Genomic DNA, 26,378 nt, shown 5'->3' with positions numbered 1-26,378 from the left:
AGCTCATCAATTCAGACTATTGCGGTAATGGTAGCGATCGGTCAGGTAGAGGCCGCGGCGGACCTCCACGGGTCGGTCGCCATAGGTATAGGAAACGCGGTCCACCTGCAGCATCGGGGTGCCCGCCGCCACGCCCAGCAGGCCGGCGACCTCGGCCGGCGCCGCGACGGCGCGCAGCTTTTCGTCGGCGCGCACCATGCTGACGCCGAATTCGGTTTCGAACAGGCCGTACAGGGGCGCCTTGTTGGCGGTGAGGAGTTCCAGGGTCAGCCCGCGGAATACCGACCCGGGCAGCCAGATGTCGTCGATGACGGTGGGCCGGTGGTTCATGGAAAGCTGGCGGCGGATCATCACCACCGTTTCGCCGACGCGCAGTTCCAGCGCGCGCGCGATCTCGGCCGGCGCGCGCAGCCGCCGGCACTCGAGGATGCGGCTTTCGGCGCGCCCGCCTTCGCTGTCTTCGTCGGGCGCCAGCCGCAGGAAGCGGTAGCGCACGCGCGCCTCGTGGTGAGTGGCGACGAAGGTGCCCTTGCCCTGGCGGCGCAGCAGCAGGTGTTCGGCGGCCAGTTCATCGACGGCCTTGCGCACCGTGCCCTGGCTGACCTGGAACCGCGCGGCCAGGTCGATCTCGCTGGGAATCAGCTCGCCGGGCTTCCATTCGCCCCGCTCGAGGCTTTGCACCAGCAGTTCCTTGATCTGGCGGTACAGCGGACTGAAAGCGGCCCCCTCGCCCGCGGGCCGGGCGGCGCGAGTGCGTGAGGAGGAATCGGGCCTGGGGTCTGCCATGGAAGTCGTGTTGGAAGCGTGCTCGTCCGGCGGGTATGCCCTGTCCGGCAAACATACCATTTTGGCACAACGCCTTCAGACTTGTCCAACGTCTTATGTCTTATATAAGATATAAGAGCAATTGACGCATACGTAAATTCGATCTAGGATTCGCAGCAATCCGCCCGCCCTGGCGGCGCGTCCAGGCGTGCCCAGCGATTACACTGATTGGCGAGATTTTTGTCTCACCGAACTCATTACGGAGAACCTTCATGTCCAAGCCCGCCATGCGTGTCGCCGTCACCGGCGCCGCCGGCCAAATCGGTTACGCCCTGCTGTTCCGCATCGCCTCCGGCGAAATGCTGGGCAAAGACCAGCCGGTCATTCTGCAACTGCTCGAAATCCCCGACGAAAAAGCGCAAAAGGCCCTGAAGGGCGTCATCATGGAACTGGATGACTGCGCCTTCCCGCTGCTGCAGGAAGTGACCGCGCACAGCGATCCCCGCACCGCCTTCAAGGATGCCGACGTGGCCCTGCTGGTCGGCGCCCGTCCGCGCGGCCCCGGCATGGAACGCAAGGATTTGCTCAGCGTCAACGCCCAGATCTTCACCGCCCAGGGCAAGGCCCTGAACGACGTCGCCAGCCGCAACGTGAAGGTGCTGGTGGTCGGCAACCCGGCCAACACCAACGCCTACATCGCCATGAAGTCGGCGCCGGACCTGCCCGCCAAGAACTTCACCGCCATGCTGCGCCTGGATCACAACCGCGCCCTGTCGCAACTGGCCGCCAAGTCGGGCAAGGCCGTGGCCGACATCGAGAAGCTGGTCGTGTGGGGCAACCACTCGCCCACCATGTACCCCGACTACCGCTTCGCCACCGTGGGCGGCGAGAGCCTGGCCAAGCTGATCAACGACGACGCCTGGAACCGCGACGTCTTCATCCCCACCGTGGGCAAGCGCGGCGCCGCCATCATCGATGCGCGCGGCCTGTCGTCGGCCGCCTCGGCCGCCAACGCCGCCATCGACCACGTGCGCGACTGGGTGCTGGGCAGCAACGGCAAGTGGGTCACCATGGGCATCCCGTCCGACGGCTCGTACGGCATCCCCGAAGGCATCATCTATGGCGTGCCGGTGACCACCGAGAACGGCGAGTACAAGCGCGTCGAGGGCCTGGAAATCGACGCCTTCTCGCGCGAGCGCCTGGACTTCACGCTGAAAGAGCTGCTCGAAGAGCGCGACGGCGTGAAAGACCTGCTGAAGTAGTGTGACCCACCCCCGAAGCGCTGCGCGCTTCCCCCTCGAGGGGGCGACGCTGCGGACCGGCTGAGCCGGATCCGCGCGTCCCCGACTGAGGCGCATCACGCTCATAGGGCGTGAGTGCTGTCCTGGTTTACAGGTGTCTGACCCCCACCGGGTGTCAGACACCTGCCGCGGCGCCAGCCGCGACGCAATAAACCTGCGTCTTTCCCGGCGGCTTTGCCTGCCGGCGGCAAGGACCCAGATTTATTGCGCAGCTCCGGGCCCGGCCCGGCATGCGATGCTTTCCGCTACATCAATCTGGCCTGGGCGCCCGAGCGAGCGCCCCGTGCCTTCCACGGAGACTCGCCCATGACCCGACCCGCCTCTCCCGGCGCCCTGTTCCGCCAGGCCCTGGCCGAAGAAACCCCCTTGCAGATCATCGGCGCCATCAACGCCAACCACGCGCTGCTCGCCAAGCGCGCCGGCTATCGCGCCATCTACCTGTCGGGCGGCGGCGTGGCGGCGGGCTCGCTGGGCCTGCCGGACCTCGGCATCAACACGCTGGACGACGTCCTGACCGACGTACGCCGCATTACCGACGTATGCGACGTGCCGCTGCTGGTCGACATCGACACCGGCTTCGGCCCGTCGGCGTTCAATATCGCGCGCACCGTGAAGAGCCTGATCAAGTTCGGCGCGGCAGCCTGCCACATCGAAGACCAGGTCGGCGCCAAGCGCTGCGGCCACCGGCCCGGCAAGGAAATCGTCAGCACCGAGGAAATGGCCGATCGCGTCAAGGCCGCGGCCGACGCCCGCACCGATTCCGATTTCTACCTGATCGCCCGCACCGACGCCATCGCCTCGCACGGCGTGGACGCCGCCATCGAGCGCGCCCTGGCCTGCGTGGAAGCCGGCGCCGACGCCATCTTTGCCGAGGCCGCCTACGACCTGCCCACCTACGAAAAATTCGCCCAGGCGGTCAAGGTGCCGGTGCTGGCCAATATCACCGAATTCGGCAAGACGCCGCTGTTCACGGTGGACGAGCTGCGCGGCGTGGGGGTGGCCATGGTGCTGTACCCGCTGTCGGCGTTCCGCGCCATGAACAAGGCCGCCGAGAACGTATACCAGGCAATCCGCCGCGACGGCCACCAGAAGAACGTGCTGGACACCATGCAGACGCGCGACGAACTGTACGACCGCATCGGCTACCACGCTTTCGAATCGCAGCTGGACGCGCTGTTCCAGCAGGGCAAAGGCAAGTAGGCCCGCATTTTTCGCATTTTCGCGTTTACGCCCCATCTACGCCCGCATGGGCAAAGGAGCCAGAGACATGAGCACCTCGCCAAAGAAGCAAAGCGCCCCCGCCGCCAAGAAGGAGAGCGCGCCAGCCGAGGAAAAAACCGGGTTCAAGCCCAAGAAGTCCGTCGCGCTGTCCGGCGTGGTGGCCGGCAATACGGCGCTGTGCACAGTGGGCCGCACCGGCAACGACCTGCACTATCGCGGCTATGACATCCTCGATTTCGCCGGCACCGCCGAGTTCGAGGAAATCGCCCACTTGCTGGTGCACGGCAAGCTGCCCACCAAGGCCGAACTGAAGGCCTACAAGGAAAAACTGCGCGCGCTGCGCGGCCTGCCGGCCCAGCTGCAGGACGCCCTGGAAGCCCTGCCCGCCTCCAGCCACCCCATGGACGTGATGCGCACGGCCGTGTCGGTGCTCGGCTGCGTGCTGCCCGAGAAGGACGACCACAACATCCCCGGCGCGCGCGACATCGCCGACCGCCTGATGGCCAACCTGGGGTCGGCGCTGCTGTACTGGTACCACTACAGCCACAATGGCCGCATCATCGACGTGCAGACCGACGACGACAGCATCGGCGGCCATTTCCTGCACTTGCTGCACGGCCAGAAGCCCTCCGATGACTGGGTGCGCGCCATGCACACCTCGCTGATCCTGTACGCCGAGCACGAATTCAACGCCTCCACCTTCACCGGCCGCGTCATCGCCGGCACCGGCTCGGACATGTACTCGGCCATCACGGGCGCCATCGGCGCGCTGCGCGGGCCCAAGCATGGCGGCGCCAACGAGGTCGCCTTCGAGGTCCAAAAGCGCTACGACAGCCCCGACGAGGCCGAGGCGGACATCCGCCGCCGCGTCGAAGCCAAGGAAGTCATCATCGGCTTCGGCCACCCGGTCTACACGGTGTCCGACCCGCGCAACAAGGTCATCAAGGAAGTGGCGCGCAAGCTGTCGAAGAAGGCCGGCAGCACCAAGATGTTCGACATCGCCGAGCGCCTGGAAACCGTCATGTGGGACGTCAAGAAGATGTTCCCCAACCTGGACTGGTTCTCGGCCGTCAGCTACCACATGATGGGCGTGCCCACCGCCATGTTCACCCCGCTGTTCGTCATCGCGCGCACCGCGGGCTGGTCGGCCCACATCATCGAGCAGCGCGTCGACAACAAGATCATCCGGCCCACCGCCAACTACGTCGGTCCGGAAGACCAGAAATACGTGCCGCTGGAAAAGCGCAAGTAAGCGCCGGCAAGCGCATGCGAAAAGGCCTGGGCTCGCGCCCAGGCCTTTTTTTTCGGGGCCTGATAACCCCAGCCTTCCGAGGAGCCAGACTCCTCCACTGGCCGGCCAGGTACCGGGCCTCCGCAGGGGCCCGTCAGGTGTCAGACACCCGCAGGGTGTCTGACACCTGACGGCGGGCCGGAACGCCCCCGCCTACCCGGGTACCCGCACCCAGCCTTCCATCAGCACGCGCGCGCTGCGCGACATGATGGCCTTGGTGACGGTCCATTCGCCGTCCACCTGGCGCGCCTCGGCGCCCACTCGCAGGGTGCCCGACGGGTGGCCGAAGCGCACGCCGTCGCGCTGGCCGCCGCCGGCGGCCAGGTTGACCAGGGTGCCGGGCACCGCGGCGGCCGTGGCGATGGCCACCGAGGCGGTGCCCATCATGGCGTGATGCAGCTTGCCCATGGACAGCGCGCGCACCAGCAGGTCCACATCGCCGGCGGCGATGCGCTTGCCGCTGGAGGCGACGTAGTCCGCCGGCGCGGCCACGAAAGCCACCTTGGGCGTGTGCTGGCGCCCGGCGGCCTGTTCGGGCGAATCGATCAGGCCCATGCGCACCGCGCCATGGGCGCGGATCTGCTCGAAACGCGCCAGGGCGGCGGCGTCGCCGTTGATGTCGTCCTGCAGTTCGGTGCCGCGGTAGCCCAGCGCGGCGGCCTCCAGGAAGATGGTCGGGATGCCGGAATTGATGAAGGTCGCCTTGAACGTGCCGACGCCGGGCACTTCCAGGTCGTCCACCAGATTGCCGGTGGGGAACATCGAGCCGCCTTCACCTTCGCCTTCATCGGCCGGGTCGAGGAACTCGATGCGCACCTCGGCGGCCGGGAAGGTCACGCCGTCCAGTTCGAAGTCGCCGGTTTCCTGCACGGCGCCGCCGGTCATGGGCACGTGGGCGATGATGGTCTTGCCGATATTGGCCTGCCAGATGCGCACCACGGCGATGCCGTCGCCGGGCACGCGCTGCCGGTCCACCAGGCCGTTGGCGATGGCGTACGGGCCGACCGCGGCGGACAAGTTGCCGCAATTGCCGCTCCAGTCGACGAAAGGCTGGTCGATGGAGACCTGGCCGAATAGATAGTCGACGTCGTGGCCAGGCCGGCTACTCTTGGCCAGGATGACCGTCTTGCTGGTGCTGGAAGTGGCCGCCCCCATGCCATCGATCTGCTTGCCGTAGGGGTCGGGGCTGCCGATCACGCGCAGCAGCAGCGCGTCCCGCTCGGGCCCCGGCACTTGCGCCGCCTCGGGCAGGTCGGTCAGCTTGAAAAACACGCCTTTGCTCGTGCCGCCGCGCATGTAGGTGGCGGGAATCCTGATCTGGGGTGCGTGGGCCATGGTGGCATCCTGAAATACGATTGGTCCGGAAGGGGAAAGGCGGGGCGCCGGCGGCGCCCCGCTGCCAGCGGATCACCCCGCCTTGCGGGCGGTATCCGCGGACTCGGCCTCGAGGAAGTCCTGCGCGAAACGCTGCAGCACGCCGCCGGCCTCGTAGATGGAGACCTCCTCGGCCGTGTCGAGCCGGCAGGTCACGGGCACTTCGACGACCTGGCCGTCGCGGCGACGCACGATCAGCGTCAGGTCCGCGCGCGGCTTGCGCTCGCCGGCCACGTCGTAGGTTTCGGTGCCGTCCAGCGCCAGCGTCTTGCGGTCGGTGCCGGGCTTGAACTCCAGCGGCAGCACCCCCATGCCGATCAGGTTGGTGCGGTGGATGCGCTCGAACCCTTCGGCCACGATGGCCTCGACACCGGCCAGGCGCACGCCCTTGGCCGCCCAGTCGCGCGACGACCCCTGGCCGTAGTCGGCGCCCGCCACGATGATCAGGGGCTGCTTGCGGTCCATGTAGGTTTCAATGGCTTCCCACATGCGCATCACCTGGCCTTCCGGCTCGACCCGCGCCAGCGACCCCTGCCGCACGTTGCCGTCGGCGTCGCGCACCATCTCGTTGTAGAGCTTGGGGTTGGCGAAGGTGGCGCGCTGGGCGGTGAGATGGTCGCCGCGGTGCGTGGCGTAGGAGTTGAAATCCTCTTCCGGCAGGCCCATCTTCGCCAGGTACTCGCCGGCCGCGCTGTCCGGCAGGATGGCGTTGGACGGCGAGAGGTGGTCGGTGGTGATGTTGTCGCCCAGCAGCGCGAGCGGCCGCATGCCGCGCAGCGTGCGCTCGCCGGCCAGCGCGCCTTCCCAGTACGGCGGACGGCGGATGTAGGTGCTCATGGGGCGCCAGTCGTAGAGCGGGCTGACGGCCTCGCGGCGTTCGTCCCGGATGCCGAACATGGGCTCGTAGACCTTGCGGAATTGTTCCGGCTTGACGGCGGCATCGACGACCGCGTCGATTTCCTCGTCGCTCGGCCAGATGTCCTTGAGGCGGATTTCCTTGCCGTCGGCGTCCGTGCCGAGCACGTCCTGCTCGATGTCGAAGCGGATGGTGCCGGCGATCGCATATGCCACCACCAGCGGCGGCGACGCCAGGAAGGCCTGCTTGGCATAGGGATGGATGCGGCCGTCGAAATTGCGGTTGCCCGACAGCACGGCGGTGGCGTAGAGATCGCGCTCGATGATCTCCTGCTGGATGTCCGGGTCCAGCGCGCCGGACATGCCGTTGCACGTGGTACAGGCGAAGGCCACCACGCCGAAGCCGAGCTGCTCCAGTTCGGCGGTCAGGCCGGCTTCGTCCAGGTATAGCTGCACCGCCTTGGAGCCGGGCGCCAGCGACGTCTTCACCCAGGGCTTGCGGGCCAGGCCCGCGCGATTGGCGTTGCGGGCCAGCAGGCCGGCCGCGATCACATTGCGCGGATTGCTGGTATTGGTGCAGCTGGTGATGGCCGCGATGATCACCGCGCCGTCCGGCATCAGGCCGGGCTGGACCTCGGCTGGGCCGGCGATGCCGCGCGCGGCCAGGTCGGCGACCGGCAGCCGGCGATGCGGGTTGGACGGCCCGGCCAGGGTGCGCACCACGCTGGACAGGTCGAATCGCAGCACGCGCTCGTACCGGGCGTCTTTCAGGCTGTCGGACCACAGGCCGGCGGCCTGGGCGTAGGTTTCCACCAGCCGGACCTGGGCATCGTCGCGGCCGGTGAGCTTGAGGTAGTCGATGGTCTGGCGATCGATGGAGAACATCGCCGCCGTGGCGCCGTATTCCGGCGCCATGTTGGAGATCGTGGCGCGGTCGCCCAGCGTCAGGCTGGACGCGCCCTCGCCGTAGAACTCCAGGTAGGCGCCCACCACTTTTTCCTTGCGCAGGAACTCGGTCAGCGTCAGCACGATGTCGGTGGCGGTGATGCCGGGCTGGCGGCGGCCGGTGAGCTCGACGCCGACGATATCGGGCAGCCGCATCCAGGAAGCGCGGCCGAGCATGACGTTCTCGGCTTCCAGGCCGCCCACGCCGACCGCGAGCACGCCCAGCGCGTCGACGTGGGGCGTGTGGCTATCGGTGCCGACCAGCGTATCGGGATAGGCCACGCCGTCCTGGGCATGGACGACCGGCGACATGCGCTCGAGGTTGATCTGGTGCATGATGCCGTTGCCGGGCGGCACGACATCGACGTTGCGGAAGGCTTCGCGGGTCCAGTCGATGAAGTGGAAGCGGTCCTCGTTGCGGCGGTCCTCGATGGCGCGGTTCTTCTGGAAGGCGTCCGGCTCGAACCCGCCGTGCTCGACCGCCAGCGAATGGTCGACGATCAACTGCACCGGGACCACCGGGTTGACCTTGGCGGGGTCGCCGCCCTTCTCGGCGATGGCGTCGCGCAGGCCGGCCAGGTCCACCAGGGCGGTCTGGCCGAGGATGTCATGGCACACCACGCGCGCCGGGAACCACGGGAAATCGAGGTCGCGGCGGCGCTCCACCAGTTGCCGCAACGCGTCGTCCAGCAGGGCGGGATCGCAGCGGCGCACCAGGTTCTCGGCCAGCACGCGCGAGGTATAGGGCAGGTGGTCGTACGCGCCGGGCGCGATCGCCTCCACGGCGGCGCGGGCGTCGAAATAGTCCAGGCTGGTGCCGGGCAGGGGCTTGCGGTATTTGATGTTCATGCCTCGGTGCGCTGCAGGTTGCCCTGCGCGATCTGACGTTCGATGTTGAGACGGGATGCGCGGATGTGCCGGCGCATCAGGAGTTCGGCCAATTCGCCGTCGCCATCGGCGATGGCGTCGAGAATGCGGTGATGCTCGGCGTACGCCTGGCGGGGCCGGTTGGGCGTGGCCGAATACTGGATACGGTACATGCGCGCCAGTTGATAGAGTTCATCGCACAGCATGCGGATCAGCATCTGATTGCCGCTGGCCTGGACGATGCGGTAGTGAAAGTCGTAGTCGCCCTCCTGCTGGTAGTAGCCGCGGCCCGCCTGGAAAGCCTCGTCGCGCTCGTGCGCCTCGAGCACGCGGCGCAGTTCCTGCAGCGCCGCCGGCGTCATGCGCTCGGCGGCCAGCCGGCAGGCCATGCCTTCCAGGGATTCGCGGATTTGATAAAGCTCGCACAGTTCCTGCTGGCTGAGCGCCACCACCCGGGCGCCCACATGGGCCACGCGCACCAGCAGCTTCTGGCCTTCCAGGCGGTGGATGGCCTCGCGCAGCGGCCCGCGGCTGATGCCGTAGGTGCGCGCGAGTTCCGGCTCGGAAATCTTGCTGCCCGGGGCGATCTCGCCCTTGACGATGGCCGACTGGATGGCCCGGAAGACGTGGTCCGAAAGCGTTTCGGACTCGCCCGGGGCGGCGACCGGCAATGGCAGGATTTTGGTCTCCATGTCGACAATCCATGCGTTATTGGCGGTCAAATTATAGCCAGACCGGGGTTTACAAGCCAGATTGTCGACACCTATGCTGTGCATATTGCCTGATCTATAACAGGCAATGGCAGGTAAACCGCCCGTCCCACCCGTGCGCCGCCGCCCGTGGCCCGCCCCAAGGAGCCCCTCATGTCCGCCCCCGTCTCCAACGTCCGCCCCGCCCCCGACCAGGTACTGGTCGATATCGTCGATTACGTCCTGGACTACCAGGTCGACAGCGCGCTGGCCTACGAGACTGCCCGCAACTGCCTGATCGACACGCTGGGCTGCGGGCTGGAAGCCCTGGAATACCCGGCCTGCCGCAAGCTGCTGGGCCCCATCGTGCCCGGCACGGTGGTGCCCAACGGCGCCAAGGTGCCGGGCACGCAGTTCCAGCTCGATCCGGTGCAGGCCGCCTTCAATATCGGCGCCATGATCCGCTGGCTCGACTTCAACGATACCTGGCTGGCCGCCGAATGGGGCCACCCCTCGGACAACCTTGGCGGCATCCTGGCGACGGCCGACTGGCTGTCGCGCAACGCGGTGGCGGCCGGCAAGGCGCCATTGACCATGCGCGACGTACTCACGGGCATGATCAAGGCGCACGAGATCCAGGGCTGCATCGCGCTGGAGAACTCCTTCAACAAGGTGGGCCTGGACCACGTCGTGCTGGTCAAGGTGGCCTCCACGGCCGTGGTCGCGCAGATGCTCGGCCTGGAGCGCGACGAGATCATCAACGCCGTGTCCCTGGCCTGGGTCGACGGCCAGAGCCTGCGCACCTATCGCCATGCCCCCAACACCGGCAGCCGCAAGAGTTGGGCGGCCGGCGACGCGACCAGCCGGGCGGTGCGCCTGACGCTCATCGCCAGGACCGGCGAAATGGGCTACCCCTCGGTGCTGACGGCCAGGACATGGGGCTTCTATGACGTCCTGTTCAAGGGCCAGCCATTCAAGTTCCAGCGTCCGTACGGCAGCTATGTCATGGAAAACGTGCTGTTCAAGATTTCCTTTCCGGCCGAATTCCATGCGCAGACCGCCGTCGAGTGCGCCATGGAGGTCCACGCCCGGCTCGCCGCGGCCGGCCGGACGGCCGACGAAATCAGCCGGATCACCATCCGCACGCACGAGGCATGCATCCGCATCATCGACAAGCAGGGCCCGCTCGCCAACCCGGCCGACCGCGACCACTGCGTGCAGTACATGGTGGCGGTGCCGGTACTGTTCGGCCGCCTCACCGCCGCCGACTACGAAGACGAAATCGCCAGCGACCCGCGCATCGACGCGCTGCGCGCCAAGATCATCTGCGTCGAGGACCCGGCCTTCACGCGCGACTACCACGATCCGGACAAGCGCTCGATCGCCAATGCGCTCACCGTGGAATTCGCCGATGGCGCCCGGCTCGACGAAATCGTCTGCGAATACCCCATCGGCCACAAGCGCCGCCGCCAGGAAGGCATCCCGCTGCTGGAGGCGAAATTCCGCACCAACCTGGCGCGCGTCTTCCCGGCCAGGCAGCAGGCGCGCATCCTGGCGGCGTCGCTCGACCAGCAGGCGCTGGAAGCCATGCCCGTGCACGAATACGTCGACATGTACGTGATCTGAGGCACAGCCGCTGCCCGCCGGAAGGCGCCAGCGTCCACCGGTGCCAGGCACCTTTGAAAAAACCCGGCAACTTGCCGGCCATCGCCCCACCTGAGGTGTCAGACACCTTTTGAGCGAACAGGACATATCGGCGGCCGTCTCCCGGGGTGTCTGACACCTCGCTGCGGCTGAGATGCCGCGCCTGGCGACATCCGGCGCCGGCGCACTACAATGCGGCCATCGCTTTGTCGTATCGGACGCCAGCCATGCTTTGGGTCAAGGCCTTTCACATCGTCTTCATCGCTTCCTGGTTCGCCGGCCTGTTCTACCTGCCGCGCCTGTTCGTGAACCTGGCCCAGCAGTCCGACGCCGCCGTGCAGTCCTGTCTGGTCGGCATGGCGCGCCGGCTGTACCGCTTCACCACCATGCTGGCCATCGTCGCCGTGGCCCTGGGCCTGTGGCTGTACGTGGGCTACGGCATCGGCATGGGGCCGGGCAACGGCTGGATGCACGCCAAGCTGTTCTTCGTGCTGCTCATCATCGGCTACCATCATGCCTGCGGCGTGATGCTGCGCAAGTTCGAGCAAGGCCGCAACACCCGCTCTCACAAGTTCTACCGCTGGTTCAATGAAGTGCCGGTCCTGCTGCTCGTGGCCGTGGTGCTGCTGGTGGTGCTCAAGCCCTTCTGACCACACCTGCCCGGCCGCTGGCCCGGATTCGTATGTCCTCTGATGAACAAGGCCGCCGCAAGACGCTGATGGTCAAGAAAACGGCGCGCGACGCCCATGCCGCCGCCGATGGCAAGCGCAAGCGCAGCGGCGCCCGCGCGCGTACGGCCGCGCAGCTCGAACGCGCCAAGGAAAAGATCGTGCGCCGCGAGGAAGCCGCTCCCCCCGCGCCGCCGCGCCAGCCCGCCAGCGCCCCGGCGCCTGCAGCGGAATGGCATGATGCGCCGCCGGAACGCGCCACGCGCCGCCGCATGCCGCGCGCCCCGCGCGAAACCGAGACCTTCCTGGTGTTCGCCCCCTGCCCCCAGGGCCTGGAAGAGGCCCTGACCGCCGAAATGCAGGCGCTGGGCTACGCCGACGCGCGCGCCGGCCGCGCCGGCTGCCACTTCAGCGCCGACTGGGCGGGCGTGCAGCGCGCCAACCTGTATTCGCGGCTGGCCACGCGCATCCTGGTGCAAGTCGCGCATGCCGAGATCGGCCACGAGGACGACATCCTCGACCTCGCGCGCAGCGTGCCCTGGGAGCGCTGGTTCGGCGCCGAACAGACCCTGCGCGTCGATACTTCGGCGATCAAGAGCCCCGTGCAGAGCCTGCAGTATTGCAATCTGCGCGCCAAGGACGGCATCTGCGACCGCCTGCGCGAGATCGAAGGCGAGCGTCCCAGCATCGATACGGTACGGCCGGATGCGCGCGTGCACCTGTTCCTGACCGGCCATACCGCCACCCTGTACCTGGACACCTCCGGCGAATCGCTATTCAAGCGCGGCTGGCGCCTGGACAAGGGCGAGGCCCCGCTGCGCGAGAATCTCGCCGCCGGCATGCTGGCCCTGGCCGGCTGGGACCCGGGCGCGGCCCTGCTGGACCCGTTCTGCGGCAGCGGCACCATCCTGATCGAAGCGGCCTGGATCGCGCTGGGCGTGCCCGCGGGCATTTCCCGGCCATTCGGCTTCGAGCGCCTGCGCGACCACGACGCGCGCCGCTGGCGCGACCTCAAGGACGACGCGCGCGCCCGCATCCTGCCCGGGCTGGACGCGCCCCTGGTGGGTTGCGACCTGGACCCGCAAGCCATCGAATATGCCCGCAACAACGCCGAACGCGCCTGGCTGACGGCCGACACGATCCGCTTCGAGGTCGCCGACGCCCGCACCGTGCCGGCGCCCGCCCCGCAGGGCTGGATCGTGACCAACCCGCCATACGGCGAGCGCATGCCGACCGACGACGACGAGCTGTGGCGCGCCTGGTCGACGCACCTGAAGCGGGAATTCGCCGGCTGGCAGATGCACGTCATCTCCAGCGACCGCGACCTGCCCCAGCGCCTGCGGCTCAAGCCGCGACGCCGCGCGCCGCTGCACAACGGCGCGCTGGACTGCCGGCTGTTCGGCTTCGAACTGGTCGCGGCGAGCTATCGCGACCCGGCCTGAGACCGATGTTGTTGTAAAAAAACGGCAACATAGTCCGAATATTGTGGCTGCCATGCCACATTGCGCCGGATTGGCGCATTATCGGCACCAGAACTGCGCGTTGTGCACCAGGCTCTTGCATAAATTCAGGGTTAACCCTAAAATTCGGGTTAACCCCTAGCAGTTGAACGTTGCAAGTCCTGGAACTACCGTGATCAACCTCAATTCTTCCGTTCGTCTGACCGACGAACTCGAACGCCAGCTGATGCTGCAAGCCATTGAAGAACAATTCCGTCCTCGTCCCATGCGCGCCCTGGTTTCGGGCCTGCGCAAGGTGGGCAAGGGCCTGAAGTCCCTGGCCGTCCGCAATGCCGGCGCCAAGGCCGTGCACACCGCCGCGTAATTTCGCGCCGTCCAGCACGCAGCAGTCGAATCATTTTCCCCTTGGGGGCTGCACAGCCCCTTTTAAGACCCGCCCGCAACGGCGGGTTTTTTTTTGCCTTGGGCCAGGCCCGGGCCGCCCGTGCCGGGATGCGTGATAATACGCCCCCATGACCGCACCCCATACCGAGCTCACCCCCAGCCGGCTGCGCCGCTTCGCCTGCATGATGTACGAAGCCGTGCTGCTGTTTGGCGTTGTATTTCTGGCAGGCTATCTATTCGATACCTTGACCCAGAGCAAGCACGCGCTGATGCTGCGTCACGCGCGCCAAGCCTGGCTGTTCCTGGCCATCGGCGCCTATTTCGTGTTGTGCTGGCGCCGCAGCGGCCAGACCCTGCCCATGAAGACCTGGAACATCCGCCTGGTCGACCGGGACGGCCGCCCGCCGTCGGTGCCGCGCCTGATCCTGCGCTACATCCTGGCCTGGCCGCTGGTGCTGGTGGCCGCGGGCATCGTGGCGGCGGCATCGGCCGCCACGGGCTGGAAATCGGTGGACATGTTCATCGTGGCGGCGCCGTTCGCCATTTTCACGTGGTCCTGGCTCGACCGCGACGGCCAGTTCCTGCACGACCGCCTGCTGGGCACGCGCCTGCGCAACGCGCCGCCGCGCAAGCCCTGAAGCCGCTGCAGGGACGCAGCCGTCACAACAGCGTCATCCCTCGTTAACACAGGCGTCACGACGCGGTGGTTACATGCCTAGGCATGACCATATCGCCGAGGGACGCCAACGTGAATGAAATCCGCCCCACCCACTGGCGCACGCTGTGGATTTCCGACATTCACCTCGGCACCGCCGGATGCAAGGCCGAGTTCCTGCTGGACTTCCTCGACCACAACGATTCGGACACCCTCTACCTGGTGGGCGACATCATCGACGGCTGGCAACTGCGCAAGCACTGGCACTGGCCCCGCGCGCACAATGACGTGGTGCAGCGCATCCTGCGCAAGGCCCGCAACGGCACGCGGGTGGTGTTCGTGCCCGGCAACCATGACGAATTCGCACGCGAGTTCATCGGCTTCGCCTTCGGCGACATCGAGGTGCTGGACGAGGACGTCCACGTCACGGCCCGCGGGCTGCGCCTGCTGGTGCTGCACGGCGACCAGTTCGACGGCGTGATCCAGCACAGCAAATGGCTGGCGCGGCTGGGCGATACGCTCTACCAGACCGCGCTGTGGCTGAACAACCATTTCAACCGCCTGCGCCATCGCCTGGGGCTGCATTACTGGTCCCTGTCCCAGTACCTGAAGCACAAGGTCAAGAACGCCGTGGCCTTCATCACCGACTTCGAGGAAACCCTGGCCGGGGAAGCCCGCCGGCGCGGCCTGGACGGCGTGGTGTGCGGCCATATCCACAAGCCGGAGCTGCGCGAGGTGTCCGGCATCCTGTACTGCAACGACGGCGATTGGGTCGAGAGCCTGTCGGCGCTGGCCGAGACTCACGACGGCCAGCTGGTCCTGGTGGACTGGGCGGCGCAGCAGGCCTGGCGCGAGCCCGGGCCCACGCCGGCCCGGGCCCGCCGCCCGCTGTCGCTGCCCGCCCTGCCCTCCGCGCTGCGCCGCCAGGGCAAGCACCCGTGATAACCCTTATACGTCCCCGTTAGCTTCACGGGAATGTTGCAGTTCGCGCCCCTCTAGGTCATGCTTGCACTTGGGGCATCCCGGCCCCAAGGCAGCGTCCTGTGGAGGCGCTGCCGGCGCGCTTACAACATAGGGCCATGAACGACCAATATCAGGCGCTCTACCAATCCTTCCGCTGGCTGGTGCCGACCCAGTTCAATATCGCGGACGTCTGCTGCCATCGCTGGGCCGCCAGCAGTTCGGACGCACGGCGCATCGCCATCTATTACGAAGACGAATCCGGCAACCGGGAAGTCTGGACCTACGCCCGCCTGGCGGAGGCAGCCAACCAGCTCGCCAACGGGCTGGTCAAGATGGGGGTGGAACGCGGCGACCGGATAGGTGTGGTTTTGGGGCAACGGCCGGAGACCGCCGTGGCCCACATGGCCATCTACAGCGTCGGCGCCGTGGTCGTGCCGCTGTCGTCCCTGTTCGGCCCCGAAGCCCTGGAAACCCGCCTGCGCGATTCCGACGCCCGCATCGCCATTGTCGACCACGCCTCGAGCGCCAACCTGCTCGGCATCAGCGACAATTGCCCCAATCTGCACCAGATCATCGGCATCGGCTTCGCCGACGAGCGCGTCCTGCCCTGGCGCAGCCTGCTGGCGCGCCAGCCTTCCGAATTCAAGCCGGTGCCGACCCGCGCCGCCGATCCCGCCATCCTGTTGTACACGTCGGGCACCACCGGCGCGCCCAAGGGCGCCCTGCTGCCCCACAGCGTGCTGATCGGCAACCTGCCCGGCTTCGTCGCCTCGCAGGACTGGTTCCCCCGCCCCAGCGACGTTTTCTGGTCGCCCGCCGACTGGGCCTGGACCGGCGGCATGATGGACGCCCTGCTGCCCACCCTGTACTTCGGCCACCCCATCGTGGGCACCCGCGGGCGCTTCTCGCCCGAACGCGCCTTCGAGCTCATGGAGCGCTACCAGGTCACCAATACCTTCCTGTTCCCCACCGCGCTCAAGATGATGATGAAAGCGGTGCCGGACCCCGCCAGCCGCTACCGGCTGGCCTTGCGGTCCATCATGAGCGCCGGCGAAAGCGTCGGGGAAACCGTCTTCGACTGGTGCCGCTCGGCCCTGGGCATCACGCCCAACGAAATGTTTGGCCAGACGGAAATGAATTACCTGGTGGGCAATAGCCAGCGCCGCTGGCCGGCCAAGCCGGGCAGCATGGGGCGCCCCTACCCCGGCCACCAGGTGGCGGTCATCGACGAGGCGGGCAAGCCGCTGCCGCCCGGTGAAGTCGGCGAGATCGCGCTGAACCGGCTCGACATCCACGGCTTCCCGGACCCGATCCTGTTCCTGGGCTACTGGCGCAACGAAGCCGCCACCCAGGAAAAATTCACCGGCGACTGGTGCCGCACCGGCGACCTGGCCAGCGTCGATGCCGACGGGTATTTCTGGTACGCCGGCCGCGCGGACGATGTCTTCAAGTCGGCCGGCTACCGCATCGGGCCGGGCGAAATCGAGAACTGCCTGCTCGGCCATCCCGCCGTGGCCAATGTCGCCGTCGTCCCCAAGCCCGATGCCGAGCGCGGCGCCCTGGTGAAGGCCTACGTCGTGCTGACGGCCGAATATGCCGGCCGCGAGCCGGGCGAGATCGTCCAGGCGCTGCAGGATCACGTGCGCGACCGCCTCGCGCCTTACGAGTACCCCAAGGAAATCGAGTTCATCGACGAGCTGCCCATGACCACCACCGGTAAAATCCAGCGCAGGGTGCTGCGTCAGCGCGAGGAAACGCGCGCCGCGGCCCAGGCCTGATGCTTACCGGAGACCGCGCATGCCGATTTACCAGCTCGACGAGCTCATTCCCGCCATCGATCCCAGCGTGTATGTTGCCGACAGCGCCGACATCATCGGCAACGTCACCCTGCAGGCGGGGGTCAGCATCTGGTCGCATGTGTCGATCCGCGGCGACAACGCGCCGATCGTCATCCAGGCCGGCAGCAACATCCAGGAATCGAGCGTCCTGCACGTCGACGAAGGCTGTCCGCTGACGGTCGGCCCGGGCGTCACGGTGGGCCACCAGGCCATGCTGCACGGCTGCACCATCCATGAAGGCGCGCTGATCGGCATGCAGGCCATCGTCCTGAACAATGCGGTGGTCGGGCGCAATTGCCTGGTCGGCGCGGGCGCCATCATTCCGGAAGGCCGGGTCATCCCCGACAATTCCCTGGTGATCGGCATCGGCAAGGTGGTGCGCGAGCTGTCCGCCGAGGAAATCGCCAGCATGCACAAGAATACCCGGCACTACGAGACCCGCGCGCAGCATTACAAGCAGGCGCTCAAGCGCATCGGCTGAAGCGGCGGCGCCCCGGCGATCGGCTAACATTCCACCATGACCGATCTGCTCAAGAAATACCTGTTCGAAGACCGCTCCGTGCGCGTCGAAGCCGTGCGGCTGCACCAGACGTGGCTGCAGGCGCAGGAACATCATCAATATCCGCCCGCCATCAGGCGCCTGCTGGGCGAACTGGTGGCGGCCGCCACGCTGCTGGCCGCCAATATCAAGTTCGAGGGCTCGCTGGTCCTGCAAATCCAGGGCGACGGCCCGATCGCCCTGATCGTGGTCGAATGCCGTTCGGACCTGGACCTGCGCGCCACCGTGAAGATCCGCGAAGGCCACGAGCCGCCGGCCGGGGGCAGCATGCAGGAGCTGCTCAACGCCAACGGACAGGGCCGCTTCATCGTGGTGCTGGACCCGCAGCGCAAGGTGCCGGGCCAACAGACCTACCAGGGCATCGTGCCGCTGGAAGGCGACACCGTGGCCGAGGCGCTGCAGCACTACATGAAAGCCTCGGAACAGCTCGACACGCGGCTCTGGCTGGCGGCCGACGACCAGCACGCCGCCGGCCTGCTGGTGCAGCGCCTGCCCGACCAGGGCGGCGTGACGCCGGAACAGGCCGCCGACAGTTTTACGCGCGCCGTCATGCTGGCCGACACCCTGGAACCCGGCGAACTGCTGCGCACCGACACGGATACGCTGATCCATCGCCTGTACTGGGAAGAAACCCTGCTCGCCTTCGACCCGTCCCCGGTGCGCTGGCACTGCCCATGCACGCGGGAACGCGTGGCCAGCATGTTGCGCACCCTGGGCGAGCGCGAAGTCAACGATATCCTGGCCGAACAGGGCAGCGTACGGGTGTCGTGCGATTTCTGCGGCAAGCCGTACGAATTCGATGCCGTCGATTGCTCCGGCCTGTTCGCACCGGCGCGGCCGATGCCCGAGCAGGATCCCCCCACGGTCCACTAAAAGGTGGCCCGTCTCATCCAGTCGTAGTTGCCACAATCGACGCCAGCGGCCCGGCGGCGCACACTGCCGGGCCATGCGCCGCCCCCGCCTTGCCCTCTTCCGTCCGTCCCGCGCCACCGTCCGCGCGGCGCCGGCGCGCAACCGCGGAGCCGCCCTGCTGGAATTCGCCCTCGCCGCCCCGCCGGTGCTGCTGCTGGGCCTGCTGGCGGTCGAGGCGGCCCACTGGCACCTGGCGCGCCAGATCGCATATGTGGCGTTGCTGGACGCCGCGCGCGCCGGCGCCACCAGCCATGGCGCCCCGGACGCCATGGCCCGCGCGTTCAAGCGCGCGCTGCGGCCGCGCTACGCCAGCCCCGACGGCGACGCGGACGCGGCGCAGCAGCGGGCTTTCCAACGCCTGCGCAGCCAGGCCGGCATGGCCCCATGGCGCATCGAAGTCCTGCAACCCAGCGCCGCCGCCTTCCAGGCCCATGCGCGCCGAGGCCTGGCCGTGCCCGCCGCGCCGGGGCGGCGCGCCATCAGCAATGACTACCAGGCCGAACAGCACGCCGCGCGCGGCGGCGAGCCGACCATCTTCGAGGCCAATACCCTGCATGCGCGGCTGACATTCCTGCACGAGCCGCTATCGCCGCTGGTGCGCGCGCTGCTGCGCCGGGCCGGCCAGGCGGGCGACGGCTGCACCGCGCGCGCCTGGTCGCGCGGCGTGCTGCCGCTCAGGCTGGAACTGCGCATCGAGATGCAGTCGCACCCGGTGGATTGGCACGCCTGGCCCGCGGCGCGCCGTGGCCCGGTGGTGTACGGCAGCCTGGCGTGCGCGTGGGAGGATGGCTAGCGGCAATGGCGCCCGGCACGCGGCGCCAGCTGGCGGTCAGCGGCGCGGCGCCGCGTTGGCGGGCTTGGCCGGAGCGGCGCCGGCGGGCGGCGGGGTATTCGGCACGGCGCTGCCGGGCGGGAGGATCTGCACGAAGACCTCGCCTTCGCGCATCATGCCCAGTTCGCTGCGGGCGCGTTCTTCGATGGCGCCCACGCCGGTGGCGAGGTCGCGCACCTCGGCCTCGAGCGCGGCATTGCGCGCGCGCAGGCCTTCGTTGGTTTCATGCTGGGCCGCCACCTGGCGCTGCAGGTCCCAGACCTTGAGCCAACCGCCCTTGCCCAGCCACAGCGGGTACTGGATCAGGCCCAGCAAGACGAGCAGCACCAGGAACAGCAGGCGCATACGCGAAAAACCCCCAACAGGTGCGGCCCTGGACGGGGACAAGGCGCGGCGCCCTGCCCCCGCGTCCGGTCAACGCAGGTTGTAGAACGCCTCGAGGCCCGGGTACGAAGCCACTTCGGCCAGTTCCTCTTCGATACGCAGCAACTGGTTGTACTTGGCCATGCGGTCCGAGCGCGACAGCGAGCCCGTCTTGATCTGCATGGCGTTGGTGGCCACCGCGATATCGGCAATGGTGGAGTCTTCGGTTTCGCCCGAACGGTGCGACACGACGGCGGTGTAGCCGGCGCGCTTGGCCATTTCGATGGCGGCGAAGGTTTCAGTCAGGGTGCCGATCTGGTTGATCTTGATCAGGATCGAGTTGGCCACACCCTTCTGGATGCCTTCCTTCAGGATGCGGGTGTTGGTGACGAACAGGTCGTCGCCCACCAGTTGCACCTTCTTGCCGAGCTGCTCGGTGAGGAGCTTCCAGCCGTCCCAGTCGTTCTCGGCCATGCCGTCCTCGATGCTGATGATCGGGTACTTGTCGCACCACGTCGCCAGCAGGTTGGCGAACTCCTGGGAAGACAGCGACAGGCCGCCCTCGCCGGCCAGCGTGTACTTGCCGTCGCGGAAGAATTCGGAGCTGGCGCAATCCAGGCCCAGCGCGATCTGCGAGCCGGGCTCGTAGCCGGCCTCGGTGATGGCCTTGAGGATCAGCTGGATGGCCGCCTCGTGATTGGGCACGTTGGGCGCGAAACCGCCTTCGTCGCCGACCGCGGTGGACATGCCCTGGGCGTGGATCAGCTTCTTCAGGGCGTGGAACACTTCGGCGCCCCAGCGCAGTGCTTCGCGGAAGCTGGTCGCGCCCACCGGCAGGATCATCAGTTCCTGCAGGTCGAGCGTGTTGTTGGCGTGCGCGCCGCCGTTGATGACGTTCATCATGGGCACGGGCATGCTCATGGGGCCGCTGCCGCCGAAGTAGCGATACAGCGACAGGCCTGACTCGTCGGCGGCGGCGCGCGCCACCGCCATGCTGGCGGCCAGCAGCGCATTGGCGCCCAGGCGCTCCTTGGTGTCGGTGCCGTCCAGGTCGATGAGGGTGCGGTCGACGAACGTCTGTTCCTGGGCGTCCAGGCCCATGAGCGCTTCGGAGATCTCGGTATTGAGGTTTTCCACCGCGCGCAGCACGCCTTTGCCCAGGTAGCGCGATTTGTCGCCGTCGCGCAGCTCGATGGCCTCGCGCTCGCCGGTGGACGCGCCCGACGGGACGGCCGCGCGACCCATGGCGCCCGATTCCAGCAGCACGTCGCACTCGACGGTGGGATTGCCGCGCGAATCGAGGATTTCGCGGCCGATGATATCGACGATTGCACTCATAATTTCTCAGATTCCCTGAACGATAAACAGATTCATGACGGCGGCCCCTGGTCAGACGAACTGGTTTTCGATGAAGCCGTTGCGTTTGGTCACGCGATCGAGTTCGACGAGCGACTCGAGCAACGCGGCCATGTGGTCCAGCGGCACGGCGTTGGGGCCATCGGACAGCGCGCAGGCCGGGTTGGGGTGGGTTTCCATGAACAGGCCCGCCACGCCCACCGCCACCGCCGCGCGCGCCAGGACCGGGACGAATTCACGCTGGCCGCCCGAGGAGGTGCCCTGCCCGCCCGGCAGCTGCACCGAGTGGGTGGCGTCGAACACGACGGGACAGCCGGTTTCCCGCATGATAGCCAGCGAGCGCATGTCGGACACTAAGTTGTTGTATCCGAAAGAAGCGCCGCGCTCGCACACCAGGATGTTGTTGCCGTCGCCGCCCGCCTCGATGGCCGCGTCGCGGGCCTTCTGGGCCACCTGCACCATGTCGTGCGGCGCCAGGAACTGGCCCTTCTTGATGTTGACCGGCTTGAGCGAGGCCGCGCAGGCGCGGATGAAGTCGGTCTGGCGGCACAGGAAGGCCGGGGTCTGCAGCATGTCGACCACGGCGGCAACCGGCGCGACCTGGGAGGTCTCGTGCACGTCGGTCAGCACCGGCACGCCCAGCTGGGCCCGCACGTCGGCGAGGATCTTCAGGCCTTCGTCGATGCCCAGCCCGCGGAACGACTTGCCCGAGCTGCGGTTGGCCTTGTCGAACGAGCTTTTGTAGATGAACGGGATGCCCAGCCTGCCGGTGATTTCCTTCAGGCGGCCGGCGGTGTCGAATGCCAGCTCGCGCGACTCGATGACGCACGGACCCGCGATGAGGAAGAACGGGTGCTCCAGGCCGATGTCGAAACCGCAGGCTTTCATTCAGGCCTCCTGGGACTTGCGCGCGTGATTGGCGATGGCCGCCTCGATGAAGCTGGAGAACAGCGGATGGCCGTCGCGCGGCGTGGACGTGAATTCCGGGTGGAACTGCACCCCCACGAACCAGGGATGGTCGGGCAATTCCATCATTTCCGGCAGGTTCTCGGTGGGCGTGCGCGCGCTGATCACCATGCCCGCCTCTTCGAGGCGCGGCACGTACACGTTGTTGACTTCATAGCGGTGGCGATGGCGCTCGTTCACGTCGTCGCCGTAGATGGCCTGGGCGCGGGTGCCCGGCTTGATGGGACAACGCTGCGCGCCCTTGCGCATGGTGCCGCCCAGGTCGGAACTGGCGTCGCGTTTCTCGACCTTGCCTTCGCGGTCCATCCATTCGGTGATGAGCGCCACCACCGGATGCGGGGCGGACGGGTCGAACTCGGTGCTGTTGGCGCCGCCCAGGCCGGCCACGTGGCGGGCGAATTCGATGACCGCCAGCTGCATGCCGAGGCAGATGCCCAGGTACGGCACGCCGTTCTCGCGCGCATAGCGGATGGCCGCGATCTTGCCTTCCGTGCCGCGCTTGCCGAAGCCGCCCGGCACCAGGATGGCGTCCAGGTGCTTGAGCTGGTCGGTGCCGCGGGTCTCGATGTCTTCGGAATCGATGTATTCGATGTTGATCTTCGAGCGCGTGTGGATGCCGGCGTGCACCAGCGCCTCGGACAGCGACTTGTACGATTCGGTCAGGTCGACGTACTTGCCGACCATGCCGATGGTCAGCTGGTGCTCGGGGTGTTCGAGCGCCTCGACCAGGTTGTCCCACATGGACAGGTCGGCCGGCGGCGGGGTCAGCCCGAGGGCCTCGCAGACGATGTTGTCGACGCCCTGCTTGTGCAGCATGGCGGGAATCTTGTAGATGGAATCGGCGTCCCACACGGAAATGACCGCGTCCAGCGGGACGTTGGAGAACATCGAGATCTTGGCGCGCTCGTCGTCGGGAATGGGACGGTCGGCGCGGCACAGCAGCAGGTTGGGATAGATGCCGATCTCGCGCAGCTTCTGCACCGAGTGCTGGGTGGGCTTGGTCTTGAGTTCGCCGGCCGAGGCGATGAACGGCACCAGGGTCAGGTGCACGAAGGCGGCATTGTTGCGCCCCAGGCGCAGGCTCATCTGGCGGGCGGCCTCGAGGAACGGCAGGGACTCGATGTCGCCGACCGTGCCGCCGATCTCGACGATGGCCACGTCGGTGGCGCCGTTCCAGGCGGCATCGGCGCCGCGCGCGATGAAGTCCTGGATCTCGTTGGTGATGTGCGGAATGACCTGGACCGTCTTGCCCAGGTAGTCGCCCCGGCGCTCCTTGCGCAGCACGGATTCGTAGATCTGGCCGGTGGTGAAGTTGTTCACCTTGTGCATCTTGGCCGAGATGAAGCGCTCGTAGTGGCCCAGGTCCAGGTCGGTCTCGGCGCCGTCTTCGGTGACGAACACCTCGCCGTGCTGGAACGGGCTCATGGTGCCGGGATCGACGTTGATGTAGGGATCGAGCTTGAGCAGGGTGACTTGGAGGCCGCGCGATTCGAGGATCGCGGCGAGGGACGCGGCGGCGATCCCTTTGCCCAGGGAGGACACCACACCGCCGGTGACAAATACGTATTTGGTCATCGTAATGGGCGCCCGGGACGGACGGGCGCATGCGGGAAATTTGGATTATAGCCGGCCGATTGGCCGATCAGGGGTTTTCCCTGAGGCCTGTCACGTAACAAAGGGCAGGCGCGCCCTGCGGCGCCTGGCGGCGGCGGGAGACACGGCGGGCGGCGTGGAGAGACGAGGCGGTGCCTGCCTCTCGTAGGTGTCTGACACCCCTCGGGTGTCAGACACCTGGGCAGACACCTGGCCAACCCCGGGGTGGCCCGGGAGCCACGCCCTTTTCAGGCCTGCAGCGGCCGGGTGCGTTCCTGCAGCCAGGCCAGCGCCGGCCCGTCCACGCGCGGCGCCAGGCGCTCGCGCACCGTGCGGTGGTAGTCGTCCAGCCAGGCGATCTCGTCGGGCCGCAGCAGCGACGCGTCGATGCAGCGGGTGTCGATCGGGCACAGGGTGAGGGTCTCGAAGCAGAGGAACTCGCCCATGTCGGTCTTCAGCCAGGTGCGATTGGCCACCAGGTTCTCGATGCGCACGCCCCAGCGCCCGGGACGGTAGATGCCCGGCTCGTTGGAGGTGATCATGCCCGGCTCCATGGCCGTGTGGGGGCCCGGCGCGGCGCGGTACGAGATGACCTGCGGACCCTCGTGCACATTGAGGAAATAGCCCACGCCATGGCCGGTGCCGTGGCCGTACTCGGCGCCGCCCTGCCAGATCGGCGCGCGCGCGATGGCATCGAGCATGGGCGACGGCGTGCCGCGCGGGAACGCGGCGCGCGACAGGGCGATCATGCCCTTGAGCACCAGCGTGAAATCGACCTTCTGGTCGGCGTTCGGACTGCCCACCGCCACTACCCGCGTGATGTCGGTGGTGCCGCCCAGGTACTGGCCGCCCGAATCGATCAGCAGCAGGCCGTCGCCCTCGATGACCGCATGCGCTTGCGGCGTGGCGCGATAGTGCGGCATGGCGCCGTTGGCATTGAAGCCGGCAATGGTGCCGAAGCTGGGGCACACATAACCGGGCTGGCGCGCCCGGGCGGCGGTGATCCGCTCGTCGATGGTCAGTTCGGTGATGGTTTCGCGGCCCAGCGCCTGTTCGAACCAGGCGAAGAACTCGCACAGCGCCGCGCCGTCCAGTTCCATGGCTTCGCGCACGTGGGCCAGCTCGGCGTCGGTCTTGCGCGACTTGAGCAGGGTCGACGGGTTGATGGCCTCGACCCGCGGCACGGCCGGGTCCATGGCATGGAACACCCCGCAGGTGACGCGGGCCGGGTCGATCAGGAGGGTCTGGTCGCGCTCGAGCGAACCCAGCGCCTCGGCCGCCTGCCCGTACGGCGCGACCGCGACGCCGTCGGCGGCCAGGACCGCGCGCAGGGCCTCGTCGATCTTGCCGTCGGCCACGAACAGCGTGGCGTGGTCCGGGCCGACCAGGGCGTGCGCCAGGAACACCGGGTTGTACGAGACGTCCGCGCCGCGCAGGTTGAACAGCCAGGCAATGTCGTCCAGGGTGGATACCAGGTGCAAGTCGGCGCCATGCGCCCGCATGGCCTGGCGCACCTGCGCCAGCTTGTCGGCGCGCGCCACGCAGGCGTGCGGGGCCAGATGCTGGTAGACCGGCGCGTCGGGCAGGCCCGGGCGGTCGGGCCAGATCTCGGCCAGCAGGTCGGCCTGGATGTCGAGCGTCGCGCCGACCGGCGCCAGGGCGGCCGTCAGGGCCCGGAACGCGGCCAGGCCCAGCACCTGGCCGTCGACGCCGACCCGCTGGCCGGCGCGCAAGTTCCCGGCCAGCCACTCGATGTGCCCGGGCGAGGCGGCGGCCGCGATTTTCATGAGCCGCACGCCGGTGCCGGCGAGCTGGGCCTCGGCCTGGACCCAGTAGCGGCTGTCCACCCACAGGCCGGCGAAATCGGCCGTGACCACCAGCGTGCCCACCGACCCGGTGAAACCGCTCAGCCATTGCCGGCCTTGCCAGCGCTCCGGCAGGTATTCGGACAGGTGGGGATCGGCGGACGGCACGATGCAGGCGTCCAGGCCGTGGCGGCGCATGGCCTGCCGCAGTGCGGCAATGCGGGTATCGGTGGGTGACATGAAGTTCCTCAGCGCAGCATGAACGACATGGCCGACAGGCTGTTCAGCGTACGGATGGCGTCCTGCATGCTGCCGGCGGTGAAGCGCACGGTCACGCCGTCCACGCGCTCGAGCGCGGGCCACATGCAGAACAGGTCGGCCAGCGCCGAGCTCTGCGTCTGCAACCGGCATTCTATAGGCGCGGCGATGCGCAGGGGAACCGCGCCCGCCATCCCGCGCACGGCGGCCTCGGCGGCGGCCGCGATGGCGCGGCGGGCGGCGGCCGGCGACAGGGTCGCCCCGCTACCCTGCCCGTGCGCCACCTTGGTCTGCACCCACTGGGCGTGCGGGAACAGCTCGCGCGTTTCGGCGATGAAGACGTCATCGCCGCTGCCCAGGATCACCGGCACGCCCAGTTCGCCGGCCAGCGCCCCGTACAACCCCGCTTCGCCGAGCTCCTGGCCGTTGATGAAGACCCGGGCGAACGCAAAGCTGTTGATGGTATGGGCCAGGATGCCGCGCGCCTGCGAGCGGGCGTGGTAGCCGATCAGGAACACCGCGTCGCAGTGCTCCTCCAGGCCGCCCATCATGCCCAGGTAGCGCGGCTTGCCCAGCACCAGGCGGGCGCGCTCGTCCAGGGCGTCGGGCAGCAGGTTGCGGAAGCCGCCGTGCGAGTCGTTGACCAGCACTTCGTCGGCCCCGCCGGCGAACGCGCCCTGGACCGCGGCGTTGGCCTCGCCGGTCATCCAGGCCCGGGCGCGCTCGTACTCGCCATTGCCGGCGCGCACCTGCTCGGCATGGAATACGCCGGCCACGCCTTCGATATCAGTGGAAATCAGGATCTTCATGGATA

At 67.9% G+C, this 26,378-nt stretch carries 23 protein-coding genes; 13 read left to right on the top strand and 10 right to left on the bottom strand.

From position 1 onward, the window contains the following. Positions 1–6: 6 nt before the first annotated feature. Positions 7–786 (bottom strand): GntR family transcriptional regulator, encoded by a 780-nt coding sequence (locus CAL24_RS06400; RefSeq protein WP_028354309.1) that lies wholly within the window; start codon positions 784–786, stop codon positions 7–9. 251 nt (positions 787–1,037) lie between these two features. Between CAL24_RS06400 and CAL24_RS06395 the strand changes: the two genes are divergently transcribed. The 3 genes from CAL24_RS06395 to prpC all read left to right on the top strand — a co-directional run bounded on the left by CAL24_RS06395 (position 1,038) and on the right by prpC (position 4,539). Next, entirely contained in the window at positions 1,038–2,027 is a 990-nt protein-coding gene (locus tag CAL24_RS06395; RefSeq protein ID WP_028354310.1) for a malate dehydrogenase, read from the top strand. 345 nt (positions 2,028–2,372) lie between these two features. After that, positions 2,373–3,266 (top strand): methylisocitrate lyase, encoded by an 894-nt coding sequence (gene prpB, locus CAL24_RS06390; protein WP_028354311.1) that lies wholly within the window; start codon positions 2,373–2,375, stop codon positions 3,264–3,266. Between the two features lie 67 nt (positions 3,267–3,333). Then, on the top strand, positions 3,334–4,539 hold the full coding sequence (prpC, locus tag CAL24_RS06385) for a bifunctional 2-methylcitrate synthase/citrate synthase (protein WP_028354312.1): 1,206 nt from the start codon (positions 3,334–3,336) through the stop codon (positions 4,537–4,539). Between the two features lie 192 nt (positions 4,540–4,731). Here prpC and prpF read toward each other — a convergent pair whose 3' ends face one another. The 3 genes from prpF to CAL24_RS06370 form a co-directional block, all read right to left on the bottom strand. Beyond that, the gene (gene prpF, locus CAL24_RS06380; RefSeq protein WP_094806073.1) at positions 4,732–5,913 is read right to left on the bottom strand and encodes a 2-methylaconitate cis-trans isomerase PrpF; all 1,182 of its coding nucleotides are present in this window, start codon (positions 5,911–5,913) and stop codon (positions 4,732–4,734) included. A gap of 72 nt (positions 5,914–5,985) precedes the next feature. After that, positions 5,986–8,601: a Fe/S-dependent 2-methylisocitrate dehydratase AcnD gene (gene acnD / locus CAL24_RS06375; RefSeq protein ID WP_094806071.1), complete on the bottom strand. Its 2,616-nt coding sequence runs from the start codon at positions 8,599–8,601 to the stop codon at positions 5,986–5,988. After that, on the bottom strand, positions 8,598–9,311 hold the full coding sequence (locus CAL24_RS06370; RefSeq protein ID WP_028354315.1) for a GntR family transcriptional regulator: 714 nt from the start codon (positions 9,309–9,311) through the stop codon (positions 8,598–8,600). The genes acnD and CAL24_RS06370 overlap by 4 nt, the downstream gene beginning before the upstream one ends. Before the next feature lie 171 nt (positions 9,312–9,482). On the opposite strand from CAL24_RS06370, the gene CAL24_RS06365 reads away from it, so the two are divergent. The 10 genes from CAL24_RS06365 to CAL24_RS06320 all read left to right on the top strand — a co-directional run bounded on the left by CAL24_RS06365 (position 9,483) and on the right by CAL24_RS06320 (position 19,184). Next, positions 9,483–10,934 (top strand): bifunctional 2-methylcitrate dehydratase/aconitate hydratase, encoded by a 1,452-nt coding sequence (locus CAL24_RS06365; protein ID WP_094806069.1) that lies wholly within the window; start codon positions 9,483–9,485, stop codon positions 10,932–10,934. Positions 10,935–11,179: 245 nt separating this feature from the next. Beyond that, positions 11,180–11,602 (top strand): CopD family protein, encoded by a 423-nt coding sequence (locus CAL24_RS06360; RefSeq protein ID WP_038853434.1) that lies wholly within the window; start codon positions 11,180–11,182, stop codon positions 11,600–11,602. Between the two features lie 32 nt (positions 11,603–11,634). Further along, positions 11,635–13,062, top strand: coding sequence for a THUMP domain-containing class I SAM-dependent RNA methyltransferase (locus CAL24_RS06355; protein WP_094806068.1), 1,428 nt, complete (start codon positions 11,635–11,637; stop codon positions 13,060–13,062). A gap of 190 nt (positions 13,063–13,252) precedes the next feature. Further along, a complete protein-coding gene (locus CAL24_RS06350) occupies positions 13,253–13,444 on the top strand; it encodes a hypothetical protein (protein ID WP_028354319.1) in 192 nt (63 codons plus the stop codon). 148 nt (positions 13,445–13,592) lie between these two features. Further along, positions 13,593–14,102 carry an RDD family protein gene (locus CAL24_RS06345; RefSeq protein ID WP_028354320.1) on the top strand — a complete coding sequence of 170 codons (510 nt, stop codon included), beginning with the start codon at positions 13,593–13,595 and terminating at the stop codon, positions 14,100–14,102. A gap of 83 nt (positions 14,103–14,185) precedes the next feature. Beyond that, complete coding sequence (locus CAL24_RS06340; RefSeq protein WP_094806066.1) at positions 14,186–15,061, top strand: UDP-2,3-diacylglucosamine diphosphatase; 876 nt, start codon at positions 14,186–14,188, stop codon at positions 15,059–15,061. A gap of 137 nt (positions 15,062–15,198) precedes the next feature. Beyond that, positions 15,199–16,860, top strand: a complete 1,662-nt coding sequence (locus CAL24_RS06335; RefSeq protein ID WP_028354322.1) for an acyl-CoA synthetase — start codon at positions 15,199–15,201, stop codon at positions 16,858–16,860. A gap of 19 nt (positions 16,861–16,879) precedes the next feature. Continuing rightward, positions 16,880–17,401, top strand: a complete 522-nt coding sequence (locus tag CAL24_RS06330) for a gamma carbonic anhydrase family protein (protein WP_028354323.1) — start codon at positions 16,880–16,882, stop codon at positions 17,399–17,401. 36 nt (positions 17,402–17,437) lie between these two features. Further along, positions 17,438–18,352 (top strand): Hsp33 family molecular chaperone HslO, encoded by a 915-nt coding sequence (gene hslO, locus CAL24_RS06325; protein ID WP_094806064.1) that lies wholly within the window; start codon positions 17,438–17,440, stop codon positions 18,350–18,352. Between the two features lie 73 nt (positions 18,353–18,425). Further along, positions 18,426–19,184 carry a TadE/TadG family type IV pilus assembly protein gene (locus CAL24_RS06320; protein WP_141218051.1) on the top strand — a complete coding sequence of 253 codons (759 nt, stop codon included), beginning with the start codon at positions 18,426–18,428 and terminating at the stop codon, positions 19,182–19,184. 36 nt (positions 19,185–19,220) lie between these two features. On the opposite strand, the gene ftsB is transcribed toward CAL24_RS06320, so the two are convergent. From ftsB to CAL24_RS06290, 6 genes are all read right to left on the bottom strand, one after another. Next, positions 19,221–19,568: a cell division protein FtsB gene (gene ftsB / locus CAL24_RS06315; protein WP_028354326.1), complete on the bottom strand. Its 348-nt coding sequence runs from the start codon at positions 19,566–19,568 to the stop codon at positions 19,221–19,223. 69 nt (positions 19,569–19,637) lie between these two features. Further along, positions 19,638–20,924: a phosphopyruvate hydratase gene (gene eno / locus CAL24_RS06310; RefSeq protein ID WP_028354327.1), complete on the bottom strand. Its 1,287-nt coding sequence runs from the start codon at positions 20,922–20,924 to the stop codon at positions 19,638–19,640. A 51-nt stretch (positions 20,925–20,975) separates the two neighbouring features. After that, positions 20,976–21,830, bottom strand: a complete 855-nt coding sequence (gene kdsA / locus CAL24_RS06305) for a 3-deoxy-8-phosphooctulonate synthase (RefSeq protein WP_028354328.1) — start codon at positions 21,828–21,830, stop codon at positions 20,976–20,978. After that, a complete protein-coding gene (locus CAL24_RS06300; RefSeq protein WP_094806063.1) occupies positions 21,831–23,483 on the bottom strand; it encodes a CTP synthase in 1,653 nt (550 codons plus the stop codon). It abuts the gene before it with no gap. Positions 23,484–23,749: 266 nt separating this feature from the next. After that, positions 23,750–25,546 carry an aminopeptidase P family protein gene (locus tag CAL24_RS06295; protein ID WP_028354330.1) on the bottom strand — a complete coding sequence of 599 codons (1,797 nt, stop codon included), beginning with the start codon at positions 25,544–25,546 and terminating at the stop codon, positions 23,750–23,752. Between the two features lie 8 nt (positions 25,547–25,554). Further along, positions 25,555–26,373: a M55 family metallopeptidase gene (locus CAL24_RS06290; RefSeq protein ID WP_028354331.1), complete on the bottom strand. Its 819-nt coding sequence runs from the start codon at positions 26,371–26,373 to the stop codon at positions 25,555–25,557. Between the last annotated feature and the right edge of the window lie 5 nt (positions 26,374–26,378).

Source organism: Bordetella genomosp. 2 (genome assembly GCF_002261345.1).
Classification (GTDB): domain Bacteria; phylum Pseudomonadota; class Gammaproteobacteria; order Burkholderiales; family Burkholderiaceae_B; genus Bordetella_A.
The sequence above is the reverse complement of the archived record's forward strand: the minus strand, read 5'-3'. Positions and strand labels throughout refer to the sequence as shown.

What these genes read in the sequence shown, in the direction of transcription:
- CAL24_RS06295 (WP_028354330.1), bottom strand. Translation starts at nt 25,546, where the DNA reads ATGTCACCCACCGATACCCGCATTGCCGCACTGCGGCAGGCCATGCGC.
- ftsB (WP_028354326.1), bottom strand. Translation starts at nt 19,568, where the DNA reads ATGCGCCTGCTGTTCCTGGTGCTGCTCGTCTTGCTGGGCCTGATCCAG.
- CAL24_RS06300 (WP_094806063.1), bottom strand. Translation starts at nt 23,483, where the DNA reads ATGACCAAATACGTATTTGTCACCGGCGGTGTGGTGTCCTCCCTGGGC.
- prpB (WP_028354311.1), top strand. Translation starts at nt 2,373, where the DNA reads ATGACCCGACCCGCCTCTCCCGGCGCCCTGTTCCGCCAGGCCCTGGCC.
- prpC (WP_028354312.1), top strand. Translation starts at nt 3,334, where the DNA reads ATGAGCACCTCGCCAAAGAAGCAAAGCGCCCCCGCCGCCAAGAAGGAG.
- CAL24_RS06370 (WP_028354315.1), bottom strand. Translation starts at nt 9,311, where the DNA reads ATGGAGACCAAAATCCTGCCATTGCCGGTCGCCGCCCCGGGCGAGTCC.
- prpF (WP_094806073.1), bottom strand. Translation starts at nt 5,913, where the DNA reads ATGGCCCACGCACCCCAGATCAGGATTCCCGCCACCTACATGCGCGGC.
- CAL24_RS06355 (WP_094806068.1), top strand. Translation starts at nt 11,635, where the DNA reads ATGTCCTCTGATGAACAAGGCCGCCGCAAGACGCTGATGGTCAAGAAA.
- CAL24_RS06365 (WP_094806069.1), top strand. Translation starts at nt 9,483, where the DNA reads ATGTCCGCCCCCGTCTCCAACGTCCGCCCCGCCCCCGACCAGGTACTG.
- CAL24_RS06340 (WP_094806066.1), top strand. Translation starts at nt 14,186, where the DNA reads ATGACCATATCGCCGAGGGACGCCAACGTGAATGAAATCCGCCCCACC.
- CAL24_RS06335 (WP_028354322.1), top strand. Translation starts at nt 15,199, where the DNA reads ATGAACGACCAATATCAGGCGCTCTACCAATCCTTCCGCTGGCTGGTG.
- CAL24_RS06290 (WP_028354331.1), bottom strand. Translation starts at nt 26,373, where the DNA reads ATGAAGATCCTGATTTCCACTGATATCGAAGGCGTGGCCGGCGTATTC.
- eno (WP_028354327.1), bottom strand. Translation starts at nt 20,924, where the DNA reads ATGAGTGCAATCGTCGATATCATCGGCCGCGAAATCCTCGATTCGCGC.
- CAL24_RS06320 (WP_141218051.1), top strand. Translation starts at nt 18,426, where the DNA reads ATGCGCCGCCCCCGCCTTGCCCTCTTCCGTCCGTCCCGCGCCACCGTC.
- CAL24_RS06395 (WP_028354310.1), top strand. Translation starts at nt 1,038, where the DNA reads ATGTCCAAGCCCGCCATGCGTGTCGCCGTCACCGGCGCCGCCGGCCAA.
- CAL24_RS06345 (WP_028354320.1), top strand. Translation starts at nt 13,593, where the DNA reads ATGACCGCACCCCATACCGAGCTCACCCCCAGCCGGCTGCGCCGCTTC.
- CAL24_RS06330 (WP_028354323.1), top strand. Translation starts at nt 16,880, where the DNA reads ATGCCGATTTACCAGCTCGACGAGCTCATTCCCGCCATCGATCCCAGC.
- CAL24_RS06400 (WP_028354309.1), bottom strand. Translation starts at nt 786, where the DNA reads ATGGCAGACCCCAGGCCCGATTCCTCCTCACGCACTCGCGCCGCCCGG.
- acnD (WP_094806071.1), bottom strand. Translation starts at nt 8,601, where the DNA reads ATGAACATCAAATACCGCAAGCCCCTGCCCGGCACCAGCCTGGACTAT.
- hslO (WP_094806064.1), top strand. Translation starts at nt 17,438, where the DNA reads ATGACCGATCTGCTCAAGAAATACCTGTTCGAAGACCGCTCCGTGCGC.
- CAL24_RS06360 (WP_038853434.1), top strand. Translation starts at nt 11,180, where the DNA reads ATGCTTTGGGTCAAGGCCTTTCACATCGTCTTCATCGCTTCCTGGTTC.
- kdsA (WP_028354328.1), bottom strand. Translation starts at nt 21,830, where the DNA reads ATGAAAGCCTGCGGTTTCGACATCGGCCTGGAGCACCCGTTCTTCCTC.